The following is a 14,358-nucleotide window of genomic DNA, read 5'->3' as shown; positions in this document are numbered from 1 at the left end:
TCTTATTTTCAAAAATATATACCCCTAGTCGGTATAAGGAGAGGTGAAAGGTAAATGAGTTCTGATCATAAGGAAGCTAATTTGCAAATTACAGGGATGACATGTGCGGCCTGTGCCACTCGAATAGAAAAAGGGTTAAATAAAATGGATGGTGTAGAACATGCAACAGTAAATTTAGCACTTGAAAAATCATCTATTAAATATGACCCAACTAAACTAAGTGAAGCAGATTTTGAAAAGAAAATAGAAGCACTTGGGTATGGTGTTGTTAAACAAAAAGCTGAACTTGATATTACAGGTATGACATGTGCAGCCTGTGCGACTCGCATTGAAAAAGGGTTAAATAAACTAAGTGGTATTTCCTCTGCTAATGTCAACTTAGCACTGGAAAAAGCGATGATTGAGTTTAATCCTTCGGAAGTATCCATCTCAGATATCATTACAAAAGTTGAGAAGCTAGGCTATGGGGCACATCAAAAGGCAGATGAGCAGGAAACAGTGGATCATCGTGAAAAAGCTATCAAACAGCAACAACATAAATTTATTTTATCGGCAATACTTTCTTTACCACTGCTATGGACGATGGTTGGTCATTTTTCCTTTACGTCATTTTTATATGTTCCAGAATTTCTAATGAATCCATGGGTCCAAATGGTATTGGCTACGCCAGTGCAATTTATTATTGGTAAACAATTTTATGTAGGGGCATATAAAGCATTACGCAATGGTAGTGCAAATATGGATGTGCTTGTTGTTATGGGGACATCAGCGGCCTATTTCTATAGTGTCTATCAAGCGATTGTAACGATAGGATCACATCACGGTCCACATCTTTATTTTGAAACGAGTGCTGTATTAATTACACTTATTTTACTAGGTAAATTGTTTGAGGCAAAGGCAAAAGGACGCTCATCTGAAGCCATAAAAAAACTAATGGGACTTCAGGCAAAGACAGCAATCGTTGTACGTGACGGTATAGAAAAGGAGGTCCCATTAGAAGAAGTTATTATTGGCGATGTTATTTTAGTGAAACCAGGTGAAAAAATTCCTGTAGATGGTGAGGTAATAGAGGGGACAACAGCTGTTGATGAATCGATGCTAACAGGAGAAAGTCTACCAGTTGATAAAAAGCAAGGTGATCTATTATTTGGCTCAACTATTAACAAAAATGGTTTTATTAAAATGACTGCAACAAAGGTTGGACGTGATACAGCATTAGCACAAATTATTAAAGTGGTCGAAGATGCTCAAGGATCGAAGGCACCTATTCAACGTTTAGCAGATCAGATTTCGGGTATTTTCGTACCTATTGTTGTGGGCATAGCCATTGTAACCTTTTTAATTTGGATTATTTGGGTCCGTCCAGGGGAATTTACACCTGCTTTAGAGGTATTAATCGCAGTTCTTGTCATTGCTTGTCCATGCGCACTTGGGTTAGCAACACCAACTTCAATAATGGCAGGCTCTGGACGTGCAGCTGAGTTTGGTATTTTATTTAAAGGTGGAGAACATTTAGAGCAAACACAAGGCATAGATACAGTTGTTGTAGATAAAACAGGAACAGTGACACATGGTAAACCTGAGCTTACAGATGTTCTGTTAGCGCCAGAGCAAGATGAAGCACGTTTTTTATCCTTAATCGGGGCAGCAGAGAAGCAGTCAGAGCATCCACTAGCAGAAGCCATTGTTCAAGGCATAGAAAAACGCGGCATAGCTTTAGGTAACGTTCAATTCTTTGAAGCAATACCGGGTTATGGTGTGCAGGCAACTGTCTCAGGTCAAGGTGTTATCATTGGCACACGTAAATTAATGCAACAATATGATATTCATATTAATGATATTTTACCAACAATGGAGCAACTAGAACGAAATGGTAAGACAGCCATGTTAGCAGCCATCAATGGGCAATATGCAGGTTTAGTAGCTGTGGCTGATACCGTGAAAGATACATCAAAAGAAGCTATTCGTCGTTTACAGGATATGGGTATTACGGTCATCATGATGACTGGTGATAACGAGCGTACTGCTCAAGCAATTGGAACAGAGGTAGGCGTGAATCATGTTATTGCAGAAGTCTTACCAGAAGGTAAAGCTGATGAAGTAAAAAAACTTCAAGCCCAAGGGAAAAAAGTGGCGATGGTAGGTGATGGTATTAATGATGCACCTGCCTTAGCAACAGCGAATATTGGGATGGCAATTGGTACAGGGACAGATGTGGCAATGGAAGCTGCAGATATTACGCTTATTCGTGGAGATTTAAATAGTATCGCGGATGCCATTCTAATGAGTAGAAAAACAATGCGTAATATTAAACAAAATCTATTTTGGGCATTTGCTTATAATACATTAGGTATTCCAATTGCTGCACTCGGTCTGCTTGCTCCATGGGTAGCAGGCGCAGCGATGGCTTTTAGTTCAGTTTCGGTCGTATTAAATGCACTTCGTTTACAGCGAGTGAAATTATAAATAAGTATAAAGGCATCGGGAAGTAGATTCTCGATGTCTTTTTTCTATGTCATCATGAGAAGAATATCCCAGGTAAATTTACTAGAACAATAGGTTGATTCTGTTTTTCATTTTCCTACTATGATAAAATGAAAGGTACTGATTCATTTTATGTAGGACACAATGATCGAATCCATAGAACAAAAGGAGGAGCTTCTGGTGACGGTTCCATTTGTTACGGTAGAAGGTCCGATTGGTGTTGGTAAAACCTCTTTATCGAAAGAGATAGCAGCGACATTTAATTACCATCTATTAAAAGAAATTGTAGACGAAAACCCTTTTTTAAATAAGTTTTATGAAAACATTGAGGAGTGGAGTTTCCAAACGGAAATGTTCTTCCTCTGTAATCGCTATAAGCAACTAACCGATATTAAAAAATTTCGTTTAGCACATGCCAAACCTGTTGTAGCAGACTATCATATTTTTAAAAATTTAATATTTGCGAAGCGTACATTGGCACCAACTGAATACGAGAAGTATGAAGAGATCTATAGAATTTTAACGAAAGACATGCCTGTTCCAAATGTAGTGGTTTATTTACATGCCAGCGTTGAGACATTAATGAAGCGTATCGCCATGCGAGGGCGAGAGTTTGAAAAGATGATTTCACGTGATTACATGGAGCAGCTTGTGGCTGACTATCATTCTTTTATCGAGCATTTTGAGAGCATGCATCCCGAAATTCCAGTTATCCGATTTAATGGAGATCAGCTTGATTTTGTAAAAAATCCCAATGATTTAAATCATGTTTTAAAAATAATTAAAGATACGTTACAACAAAGGAGTTTGCAATAATGAATTTAAGAGAGAAGTACGATATTCCACCACAAACGGTTATTACGATTGCAGGTACTGTTGGGGTAGGAAAATCGACGATGACAAAGGCTTTAGCAGAGGCACTGAACTTTCGTACCTCGTTCGAGAAAGTAGACACAAATCCATACCTTGATAAATTTTATGAGGACTTTGAAAAATGGAGCTTTCATTTACAGGTCTACTTTTTAGCAGAGCGTTTTAAAGAACAGAAGCGTATTTTTGAATATGGTGGAGGATTTGTACAAGATCGTTCTATTTATGAGGATACTGGCATTTTTGCTAAGATGCATTATGATAAAGGAACAATGAGCCCAACAGATTATGAGACTTATACAAATTTGTTTGATGCAATGGTGATGACACCTTATTTCCCACATCCAGATTTGCTTGTCTATCTTGAAGGACCTATTGATGCAGTTATTGGGCGTATTCAAGAGCGAGGACGTACAATGGAGCAACAAACACCGAATGATTATTGGATAGAAATGCATGAACGCTATGAAAATTGGATAAATAATTTTAATTCTTGTCCAGTTCTACGTTTAGATATTAATGATTATGATTTATTAAAAAATCCTGATGCCATTGAATCAATTGTAAGCCGTATCAGTCATATGCTAAAACAAACAAGCCATTTACGAAAATAAAAGTAAAATAAATGACCAAAAAACGTGAGACAATATATAGCCGATTGTTTCACGTTTTTTGAATAGGAGGGATTATTATAAGAATCGCAGTGTATTGCGGATCCGGTTTGGGTAAAAGTCCTATTTATGCAGAGAAAGCTGCTGAGCTTGGTACAGCACTGGCAAAAAACGGTCACGGGGTTGTCTATGGTGGTTCTAAAACAGGCCTAATGGGGAAGGTAGCCGATGCTGTTTTAGCAGCTGGAGGAGAAGTGATTGGTGTGATGCCAACACATTTACAAAAGCGTGAATTGGCCCATGCCTCATTAACAGAAATTCATATTGTAGACTCTATGCATATTCGTAAAGCTAAAATGGCCGAGTTAGCCGATGCTTTTATTGCTCTGCCAGGTGGCGCAGGGACTTTAGATGAATATTTTGAGGTATTTACTTGGGCTCAGATTGGCCTTCATACAAAACCTGTCATTTTATATAATGTCCATGGATTCTATGATGCACTTCTACAGCATTTTAAAACAATGCTAGAGGAAGGCTTTATACGTGCAGAGCAAAAGAAGTTCTTACGTGTAGCGGCTACCTCTGAAGGGATTTTACGTTTATTAAAAAAACATGGATGAACATTCTCCATGTTTTTTATCTTGATGCAGCAGGTACACTAACATCTGCTGCAATTACACTGAGGCATAATTAATGTAATATAAAAGTAAAATAATTAAATTTTAAGTAAAAAATTAGTAAAGGATGGAGTGTTCTTTATGCATAGTGTAGAGGCTCAAGTAACCGATGATTTAGTAGTACAGGCTATTGAACGCAATATTGCCATTATCCGCTTCGATATGGATAGAAGAGTGGCGTATGTCAATGAACTATTTGCTCAAACATTAGGCTATACAGTGCAGGAAATGCTAGGAAAACATCATAAAGACTTTTGTTTGCCTGATTTCGTTAATAGTATGGAGTACGATAATTTTTGGCGCAACCTAACGGCAGGAAACAGCTATCAGGACAAAATAAAAAGAATTGATGCTAGAGGTAATATAATTTGGCTGGAAGCGACATATATGCCTGTCTTCGCAAATAATACAAGAAAAGTAATAGGTGTATCCAAAATAGCTGCCAATATCACTGAACGACAACATGAGATAGTTAGTGTTGCTGACAAGTTGAAGGGCATGTCTAATAAGCTTTACCAGCGTTCAGAGGCGGGCATTCAAAATAGCCAAGATCTACTAGAAACCATTAAAGTAGTTTCAAAGGAATCAAATGAAAATGTAAGTAATCTTGTGCAGCTTCAGAAACAAGCAGATTCTATTAAAGGGATTGTCAAAACTATACAAGAAATTGCCTCACAAACTAATTTATTGGCATTAAATGCAGCTATTGAAGCCGCTAGGGCTGGAGAATATGGAAGAGGTTTTGATGTAGTGGCGAAAGAGGTACGTAAGCTTTCTGTAAGAGTTGAACAATCTATTTCAGAAGTGAAGGATAATGTGGAGGGCATTGAGCGAGAAATTGGTCAAGTGACTGATAGTATTACAAAAATAGCAGAAAAAATAGAGAAAACAAATGAACAAATTACTGTCACAGCAAATGACTTTAGTGAAATAGCATCTGCTGCTGAAGCCTTAGACGAGCAATCAAAGCAATTTATTGAAAGTATTTAATTCTACTAGTGACTACTATTTTCGAGATATATTGAAATAGGCTGTATTTTTTATTTACAATAATAGAGTAAGTCATTAATCATAATAGGGGTGTTATGTATGACAAAAGTGGAAGTAAGCTTTCAGCATTTACCAACAACAGCTATTTCAGATGCAACAGGCGGACATACCAATGTGCGAAGTGATATTAAGCCGTTAGCAGACCATTTTAAAGTTGCTGGGCGAGCTGTAACTGTACGTTTACCAGATGGTGAAAATGGGGCAGTTTTGGAAGCGATTAGGGCTGCAAATGAAGGAGATATTTTAGTCATTGATGCAAAAGGTAATACAAACCGAGCTGTTGCTGGAGATTTTGTGATCTCCTTAGCAAAAGGGATAGGTGTACAAGGTTTTGTTGTGGATGGTGTAATCCGCGATATTGCAGCAATACGTGAATTAAATTTCCCTGTATTTTCGTTAGGCACTACTGTAGCAGCAGGCAATAAAAACGGCGGAGGTCAAGTAAATGTACCGATCGCCATTGGAGGAGTTACGGTTCATCCTGGTGATTATATTATTGGGGATGTGGATGGTGTAATTGTTGTGCCACAGCAAGATGCTGAAAAAATTGCTGTAGCAGCAGAGACTAAGCTTGAAAAAGATGAAAAACGCGCTCAAGAAGCACATGCCAATGGAAAAGAATCAATTATCGCTTATTTAGATAAAGTGTTAGCAAAATAAAAAAACCCTCACGATGCCATCCAACATCGTGAGGATTTTTTTAAATTACGCTAGATTTTCATTATCATTAAAGTAATTTTTCATCTTTTCTCGATCGAAACGGCCTTCCCACTTAGCCATTACTAATGACGCTAATGAGTTACCAATTACGTTAACAACTGTACGTCCCATGTCAAGAATACGGTCAATACCAGCAATGAAGGCTAGTCCCTCAAGTGGAATACCTACAGTACCTAAAGTTGCTAGAAGTACAACGAATGATACCCCTGGTACACCTGCAATACCTTTTGATGTAACCATTAATACAAGCATTAACGTAATTTGTTCACCAATGCTTAGGTGAATACCGTACATTTGTGCAATAAATAATGCTGCAATGGCTTGATATAGTGTTGACCCATCTAAGTTAAAGGAGTAACCGGTAGGTATAACAAAAGATACAATATCCTTTGGCGCCCCTAATTTCTCCATTTTCATCATAATACGTGGTAATACAGCTTCAGAACTTGCTGTGGAGAAGGCTAAAATTAGCTCATCTTTTAATACTTTAATTAAATAGAAGATGCTGATTCCTGCGAATTTTGCCACAAGTCCAAGAACGACAAAGATAAAGAATAGCATTGTTGCATAAACAAGAATTGCTAATTTGGCAAGTGGAACCAGTGAAGCAAACCCATATTTGGAAACGGTTACACCAATTAAACCAAATACCCCTAGTGGCGCGAATTTCATTACGAGGTTTGTTACCCAGAACATAGCATCTGCTACCCCTTGGAAGAAGTCTAAGACTGGTTTCCCTCGATCTCCTACTGCAGCAACCCCTAAACCGAAAATAACTGAGAAGAAGATAATTGCTAGCATATTACCTTCAGCCATTGACTGAATAATATTTGTTGGGACAATGCCTACAATGATATCAAATGGTCCCTCGTGCTGTACTTCCTCAGTTGTTGATACATACTTCGAAATATCCCCTTGAGATAATTCATTCATGTTAAGACCTGCACCAGGTTGGAAAATGTTTGCGGAAAGTAATCCAACTACGATTGCAACTGTAGTAATAATCTCAAAGTAAATTATAGATTTCCCGCCTAATCGTCCAAGTTGCTTCATATCTCCAGTACCAGCAACACCAACGATTAATGTCGAAATAATAATCGGTACAACAATCATCTTAATAAGATGTAAAAATATATCCCCTAATGGTTGTAGATATGTCTCAATTTTGGGGTTTCCGTAAAAGATACCACCAACAATGATCCCTAAAATCAAACCGATTAAAATCTGAGCGGCTAAACTGACTTTAAATTTCTTTTTCAAATCCTTTGTACCTCCCCTAATATTAAATTTTTAGGACACGCCTTACTTTAATAATACGGAGGACTTATGGAATCCGACAAAATCCGATAAAATTAATTTACTTTTGTTAAAATGTCTGAATATAACACTTGAATAAACTTTTTAATATTTACCTTTGCTTTACGATTATCGTGATCTTCAATCTGTGTCATGAGCTGACGAATTTCTTTAAAATCAAAGTAGCGAGGGGCATAGTACTCGAATTCTGAGTTTGTGTAATCAACAACCCCTAAATTAGCGAGATTAATCATGGCAGCTAATATTGTACGACGCACACGCTGCTCGATGGCTTTACTCTCTTTTAAAATTTCATCTGGCGTAGCCTTGGTCACAGCTGCAATTTCTTCATAAAGCTCTTTTAATGGAGGAAGGGGGGCAATCTTGTGCTGGTGAGCAAGTAATGTTTCTATAATGGCAATGATATCCTCACTACCAATTTCCCCGACAATCCCCATATCATTCAAAATAGATTGAATATGGTCTCGTGATGTAGCTTTATGAGTCTTTTGTTCACTTAACTCAATATTTGTAAGTGATTGACGTATCACTAATAGTGAATTTTTAAGTCGAAATTGTTCAGTTGTTTTTTTCAAAACATTTTCGACTTCAATACGATTGATTGGTTTATGAATGAAGAAATCAATTCCTTGCTCATATGCTTCGCCAACCATTTCCTTATTCACTACCTGTGAAATCATAATAAATTGTCCCTCGAAACGATTTTGCATAAGTTGTTCCACAGTTGCTATGCCATCAAGCTTAGGCATCAGTAAATCAATAAGCACAAACTCTGGCTGTGTCATTAAAATTTGTGGAATGGCATCCTCACCATTGCGAGCCTCACCAATAACTGTTCCTAACCCGCTATCTTCAATAATTTGCTTTAACATAACACGACTTGCACGATCATCATCTACAATAAAATACCTCATTTAAGTCTCTCCCGTTTGAATAGTTTGCGTAGGAATTATGATTTTAAACGTTGTGTATTGATTGTTTGATTCAACGGTTATTGAGCCTTTTAATTTTTCTACTAGTTCAGCAACATGTGAAAGCCCAATGCCAGTTGCTGCAACACCATCAACATTGAATTTAGTGGTGTATCCAGGTTCAAAAATAACAGAAATGTCTGCTTGTGAAATCCCTTGTCCATTATCACATACTGTTATTACAGTATTATCCTCTTGGCGCTTAATAGCAATAGAAATGATCCCTTGCTTTTCAATAGCCTCAACAGCATTGGCTGATAAATTATTTAATAGAGCAAGCAGTGCAATATGATCTTTCGTTTGAAAATCGAAGTCTATACATGTATTAAATTGTATTTCCTTACCGAGTAATTCTGCATATTTCCTATTACCTTCTTCAATATAATGCAATAATTCAGATAATACGAAAGGGCCAAAGCTCTTTTCACCGACAATCTTTGAAATCCCAGCATATATCCGTTGAGAATCCTTTTTCACTTCATGGATTTCCTGGGCAATATGAAGTGCTTGTAAACTCTCGGATCGAAAACCTTGCGTCTTTAACTGACGATATAATTCATAACCACTACCTGTAATTGTTTCAATATGATTCATTGATTTTTTTAAATATAGTGTCTCCACATAGAGGTCAGATCCAATATTCAGCATTTCTTGTACCCGTTTTTTTTGTTCCGCTACCAAAATAGAGCTATAAATCCCTACTACAAAAAAGCTTCGTAATAATGCTACTGCTAATAGGATCAAGAGATCATGGAGAAATAAAAAAGTATATGTTTGGACAAAAAAGCGGAAAATTTGTTCAGCTAAATTACTGATGACCTCACTAAAAGCAACGAGTAAACCAAGTTTTAGTGGTTTTTCTCTGTATTGTTGAATATCTAAAACTTGCAGGCATACTGCAAACAATACATAAAATAAACCGGCTGGTAAATGGTTAAATATACTCTCGGCAATCGGAACATCATGTAATGTCGAATTAATAACCCGAAAAATAGTTGTCACAATACTGGTAGCTACACCAGCTAAAATAATTGGTGTAGGTTTAATTAATGTGCATAAAAAGAAGACAATTGTTCCTAAACCAAAACGGAAAGTTGTATTAGCAAAAGGCATAATTTTAATTTCACTACCTATTGCAGTCATAACAGCAATAATGAAAATCCAAGTAAGGGAAGCACGTGTCATAAGTAATTTCGATTGCAATTTAACAACCTCCCATCATTGATATAATAAAAAATACCACAACCGAGGCGGAAGTGGTATCTAACAAGTAATACATACAATTTAGGCAAAAAAAAACGGCTACATTCGTAGTCGGAAATTTAAAACTGGAGGAGGTAGAGGGATTCGAACCCCCGCGCGGTGTTACCCGCCTGTCGGTTTTCAAGACCGATCCCTTCAGCCAGACTTGGGTATACCTCCATGTTATATTGCTTTACTGTCTTATCGACAAAAATAAATTTATCATAACTAGAAACGAACGTCAAGATAATTTTTGAAAAAATATATATTGTTTAAATCGTCACTTAGAAATAAATAATTTGTGCATTAAGTTGCATTTTATACAAACAGTCAGTATACTAGTTATTGCCGTGCTAGGTGGGAAGGTAGCGGTGTCCTGTAACTCGCAATCCGCTCTAGCGAGACTGAATTCCTTTTTCGAGGCTGTCCGTATTGTTTGGTCTGCCTTTTGCACGTAGTGTTGACGATTGGGTCCTGCGCAATGGATACCCATGAACCATGTCAGGTCCGGAAGGAAGCAGCATTAAGTGGTCTTATTCATGTGCCGCGGGGTTGCCTAATCTGAGCTAACGACAAGAGTAACGCTTATGTGCGGCTGTCAAGGAAAGGTGCACGGCATTAAATTGCCAATTCAAAGCATCCGTCTATTATAGGCGGATGCTTTTTTATTTTAAATTTAGCAACTTCATTTTCTATATAATGCAGCAAATGCTATAATAAAAGTATTCAATTAAATGGAGAAGGAGAGAGGAAATCAGTGACGTATCAAGCATTTTACCGTGTGTATCGACCGCAATCTTTTCGAGAAATGTCTGGTCAAACACATGTCAAAAGAACGCTACAAAATGCTCTCCTAGCAAATAAAACAACACATGCTTACTTGTTTTCTGGGCCCCGTGGTACAGGGAAAACAAGTACTGCTAAAATCTTTGCGAAGGCCTTGAATTGTGAACATGCACCGTCGAAAGAGCCGTGTAATGAATGTGCTACATGCATAAGTATTACAGATGGTTCACATCCAGATGTCATTGAATTTGATGCAGCCTCAAATTCACGTGTTGAAGAGATTAGGGATATCATAGAAAAGGTTCGTTTTGCTCCCGCAAGCAGTAGATATAAGGTGTACATCATAGACGAAGTGCATATGCTTTCTACAAGCGCTTTTAACGCTCTTTTAAAAACGTTGGAAGAACCACCTCCTCATGCTGTGTTTATTTTAGCAACTACAGAGCCTCATAAATTGCCTGCTACGATCATTTCTCGTTGTCAGCGCTTTGATTTTAAACGACTTTCTACTAATGATATTATTGAACGTATGAAGGTTGTTTTAGAAGATATTGACTTACCATATGAAGAACAAGGTTTAAAGGTGATTGCACAATCAGCCGCAGGGGGAATGCGTGATGCTTTAAGCTTATTGGACCAAGTTGTGTCTTTTAGCGGCGAAAAATTAAAACTTGAGGATACGTTATTAGTGACAGGTTCTATTAGTCAGGATGTTTTTTATGATCTAGCAGAGGCACTCAAAGTAAAAGATGTTGCGCAAATGCTTGCCCTTTTAGAGCAACTGATAGCTGACGGTAAGGACCCTTTGCGGCTCTCAGAGGATTTAATTACATTTTTCCGCGATTTATTATTACTTCAAACAAGTGATGATTTAGCTGAACTTTTAGAGCTTGTATCTCCTGAGGAACGTGTATTCACTTTAGCACACGAATTTGCACCAAATATGCTTTATGGGTATATTGATATACTTGCAAAGACACAGCAAGAGATGCGTTTCTCTCACCATACCAAAATTTATTTAGAGACGGCTTTGCTTAAAATGGTACAGTTTTCAGGAGGGATAGCCCATCAAACGGTGACTACAAATGAAATGGGAGAAAACCCTGATCTCACTCAAAAAATTGTAGCTCTTGAACAGCTGGTTCAGCAACTTTCCTTACAACTGCAAACGGGGACTCCAGTGCAAACGCCGACAGCACAAAAAGAGCAACGGCCCCGAGCTAAAAGTCCGAATGGTTATAAAGCACCTACAGGTCGTATTCAGGAAGTGCTGAAAGATGCCACAAAGCAAGATGTACAACGTATTAAGTCCATTTGGGCGCAAGCCCTAAGTCAAATGCAAAAATCACAATCTGCTCTTTTAGCAGAAGCCGAGCCTGTTGCGGCATCTTCAAGTGCTTTTGTGTTAAAATTCAAGTATGATATTCATTGTCAGATGGTTGCCGACAACCAGTCTTTAAAGGCTCACTTTACACAATTAATTGCAGGGCAAACTGGTACAATGTACGAGATGCTATGTATACCAGAAGAATCATGGTTAAAAATGCGTGAAGAGTTTATTCGTGATCATGGTCTGCAGCAAAAGAAATCACAGACTGAAGCAGAGCATGGAGAAGAATTATTAGAGCCACCACCGGCAGAAATGCCAGAAGAACCATTTATCGATGATGCTCAACCTCTTGCTTCACAAGATCCACTTGTGACAGAGGCTGAAAAGCTCTTCGGTAAAGATTTTGTTGAAATTATTGAAGATTAAATTTTTAGGAGGAAACATTTATGCGTGGAATGGGAAATATGCAAGGTATGATGAAAAAAATGCAAAAAATGCAAAAGGAAATGATGGAGGCTCAAGAAGCTTTAAATGCTGAGCAATTCGAAGGTGTTGCAGGCGGCGGTATGGTGAAAGTAACAGTTTCAGGTCAGCGTGAAGTAGTTTCAGTAAATCTAGATGAATCTGTAGTAGACCCAGAAGACATCGAAATGCTACAAGACCTAATTGTTATTGCAACAAATGAAGCGCTGAAAAAAGTAGAAGAAAAAACAAACTCGACTATGGGTAAATTCACGCAAGGCTTAAACCTTCCATTCTAGGAGGTATTCATATGTACTACCCAGAACCAATATCTAAATTGATCGATAGTTTTATGAAATTGCCAGGTATCGGGCCGAAAACTGCGGCTCGTCTGGCGTTTTTTGTGTTAACAATGAAGGAAGATGATGTATTATCTTTCTCTAAAGCACTGATTGATGCTAAACGAAACCTAAGCTACTGTTCTGTTTGTGGCAATATAACGGATGTCGATCCATGTCACATATGTACAGATAAGCAGCGAGATCATTCTATTATTTGTGTTGTACAAGATACAAAAGATGTGATTGCAATGGAAAAAATGCGTGACTACAACGGTATGTACCATGTACTTCAAGGTGCTATTTCACCAATGGATGGTATTGGTCCAGAAGACATTAATGTTGCTTCTTTGCTAGTGCGCTTGCAAGATGAAAGTGTCCAAGAACTTATTTTAGCTACAAATTCAACAATCGAGGGTGAGGCAACCGCTATGTACATTTCTCGCCTTGTCAAACCGTCAGGTATCCGTACAACCCGTATTGCTCATGGATTGCCAGTAGGTGGAGATCTAGAATACGCAGATGAGGTTACGCTATCTAAGGCAATGGAAGGAAGACGCGAGTTATGAGTGAGGGATTAGTATGTTCTTCCGTAGTAAAGGGAAATTAAAAAAAGAATTTGATGATAAGCTTGTGAATCTGATTAAAGAAACAAAAGAAGATTTACAGCAGGCAAAGATAATAGAAGAATTAATGGATGATTATGACCTAGGTGTAATTGCTCAACGCAAAACAGCAGAAAGTATTCATTTCTATTTGTTTAAGGAAGCTAGAATTCGTAAGGTACTAATAAAATAGTTCTTTGTAAAATAATCATAGAAGCAAAACAGGAAACATAAACTTTCATAATTATTTAATTGAGGAGGCAACTATATGTCTGGGTTAGTAATTATGAGTATTTGTATTCCTGTCGGGCTTCTTTTTCTTTATGTAATAATAAGACATGCTAAATTGGGTAAAATCTTAGAAGGATTATCGGTGTTTTGGTTTAGATTTGCATTTGCTTTTCTACTATTATTCGTAATCCATTTAGGTATAGGTTATATAGGATATAATGTGCCAATCAATCTGTTTTCTGTCTTAACAATCGCTGTTTTAGGTATTCCTGGTGTCTTAGGAATAACGGCTTTAATATTTATTTTATAAAAGGCTTGCAATATAAAAAGATTATGGTATAGTTATAAAAGTCGCTAATACAACTGATTGAAACAAAAAAATAATTTCAAAATTATTGTTGACACGGTGTGTAGTGCATGATATTATATAAGAGTTGCTGCTGAAACAGCGGTGAACGAAATGAACCTTGAAAACTGAACAAGCAAAACGTAATCAATAAAGTTTTAAGTAGCTAGTTTTGCTAGTGAACGAAACACAATTTTGGACATCAAACATGATGCCAGCAAAACAATTTGAGCTAATCAAATTTCTTTTATGGAGAGTTTGATCCTGGCTCAGGACGAACGCTGGCGGCGTGCCTAATACATGCAAGTCGAGCGAACA

14 protein-coding genes, 1 tRNA gene, 1 rRNA gene and 1 other RNA gene are annotated in these 14,358 nt (G+C 37.5%); 13 read left to right on the top strand and 4 right to left on the bottom strand.

Going from position 1 to position 14,358, the window contains the following annotated elements:
- Positions 1-54 precede the first annotated feature (54 nt).
- The 6 genes from NY607_RS23135 to NY607_RS23105 all read left to right on the top strand — a co-directional run bounded on the left by NY607_RS23135 (position 55) and on the right by NY607_RS23105 (position 6,352).
- Positions 55-2,466, top strand: a complete 2,412-nt coding sequence (locus NY607_RS23135) for a heavy metal translocating P-type ATPase (protein ID WP_259420428.1) — start codon at positions 55-57, stop codon at positions 2,464-2,466.
- A gap of 198 nt (positions 2,467-2,664) precedes the next feature.
- Positions 2,665-3,300: a deoxynucleoside kinase gene (locus tag NY607_RS23130; RefSeq protein ID WP_004233969.1), complete on the top strand. Its 636-nt coding sequence runs from the start codon at positions 2,665-2,667 to the stop codon at positions 3,298-3,300.
- Entirely contained in the window at positions 3,300-3,968 is a 669-nt protein-coding gene (locus NY607_RS23125) for a deoxynucleoside kinase (protein WP_004233968.1), read from the top strand. Before NY607_RS23130 ends, NY607_RS23125 begins: the two co-directional genes overlap by 1 nt.
- 89 nt (positions 3,969-4,057) lie before the next feature.
- Entirely contained in the window at positions 4,058-4,585 is a 528-nt protein-coding gene (locus tag NY607_RS23120; protein WP_004233967.1) for an LOG family protein, read from the top strand.
- 138 nt (positions 4,586-4,723) lie between these two features.
- On the top strand, positions 4,724-5,632 hold the full coding sequence (locus tag NY607_RS24285; protein WP_310794757.1) for a methyl-accepting chemotaxis protein: 909 nt from the start codon (positions 4,724-4,726) through the stop codon (positions 5,630-5,632).
- A 99-nt stretch (positions 5,633-5,731) separates the two neighbouring features.
- Positions 5,732-6,352: an RraA family protein gene (locus tag NY607_RS23105; RefSeq protein WP_131522640.1), complete on the top strand. Its 621-nt coding sequence runs from the start codon at positions 5,732-5,734 to the stop codon at positions 6,350-6,352.
- A 45-nt stretch (positions 6,353-6,397) separates the two neighbouring features.
- Here the strand turns inward: NY607_RS23105 and NY607_RS23100 are convergent, their stop codons facing one another.
- The 4 genes from NY607_RS23100 to NY607_RS23085 form a co-directional block, all read right to left on the bottom strand.
- Positions 6,398-7,672 (bottom strand): cation:dicarboxylate symporter family transporter, encoded by a 1,275-nt coding sequence (locus tag NY607_RS23100; protein WP_016995246.1) that lies wholly within the window; start codon positions 7,670-7,672, stop codon positions 6,398-6,400.
- Positions 7,673-7,764: 92 nt separating this feature from the next.
- The gene (locus NY607_RS23095) at positions 7,765-8,643 is read right to left on the bottom strand and encodes a response regulator (protein WP_048391012.1); all 879 of its coding nucleotides are present in this window, start codon (positions 8,641-8,643) and stop codon (positions 7,765-7,767) included.
- Entirely contained in the window at positions 8,644-9,903 is a 1,260-nt protein-coding gene (locus tag NY607_RS23090; protein ID WP_131522641.1) for a sensor histidine kinase, read from the bottom strand.
- Between the two features lie 126 nt (positions 9,904-10,029).
- A tRNA-Ser gene (locus NY607_RS23085) sits at positions 10,030-10,122 on the bottom strand.
- Positions 10,123-10,290: 168 nt separating this feature from the next.
- Here NY607_RS23085 and ffs point away from each other — a divergent pair.
- From ffs to NY607_RS23050, 7 genes are all read left to right on the top strand, one after another.
- Positions 10,291-10,558: signal recognition particle sRNA large type (gene ffs, locus NY607_RS23080), an RNA gene on the top strand.
- A 141-nt stretch (positions 10,559-10,699) separates the two neighbouring features.
- A complete protein-coding gene (dnaX, locus tag NY607_RS23075) occupies positions 10,700-12,484 on the top strand; it encodes a DNA polymerase III subunit gamma/tau (protein WP_237898984.1) in 1,785 nt (594 codons plus the stop codon).
- 20 nt (positions 12,485-12,504) lie between these two features.
- Positions 12,505-12,819 (top strand): YbaB/EbfC family nucleoid-associated protein, encoded by a 315-nt coding sequence (locus NY607_RS23070; protein ID WP_004233957.1) that lies wholly within the window; start codon positions 12,505-12,507, stop codon positions 12,817-12,819.
- Between the two features lie 11 nt (positions 12,820-12,830).
- Positions 12,831-13,427: a recombination mediator RecR gene (recR, locus tag NY607_RS23065; RefSeq protein ID WP_048391017.1), complete on the top strand. Its 597-nt coding sequence runs from the start codon at positions 12,831-12,833 to the stop codon at positions 13,425-13,427.
- A 13-nt stretch (positions 13,428-13,440) separates the two neighbouring features.
- Positions 13,441-13,656, top strand: coding sequence for a YaaL family protein (locus NY607_RS23060; RefSeq protein ID WP_004233954.1), 216 nt, complete (start codon positions 13,441-13,443; stop codon positions 13,654-13,656).
- A gap of 75 nt (positions 13,657-13,731) precedes the next feature.
- Positions 13,732-14,004: a pro-sigmaK processing inhibitor BofA family protein gene (locus tag NY607_RS23055; protein WP_048391019.1), complete on the top strand. Its 273-nt coding sequence runs from the start codon at positions 13,732-13,734 to the stop codon at positions 14,002-14,004.
- A 282-nt stretch (positions 14,005-14,286) separates the two neighbouring features.
- Positions 14,287-14,358 (top strand): 16S ribosomal RNA (locus NY607_RS23050); the annotation flags it as partial.

Source organism: Lysinibacillus sp. A4, assembly GCF_024919535.1.
GTDB classification, from domain to species: domain Bacteria; phylum Bacillota; class Bacilli; order Bacillales_A; family Planococcaceae; genus Lysinibacillus; species Lysinibacillus capsici.
Note: the sequence above shows the minus strand (reverse complement) of the source record. Positions and strands in the feature narration are given on the sequence as shown.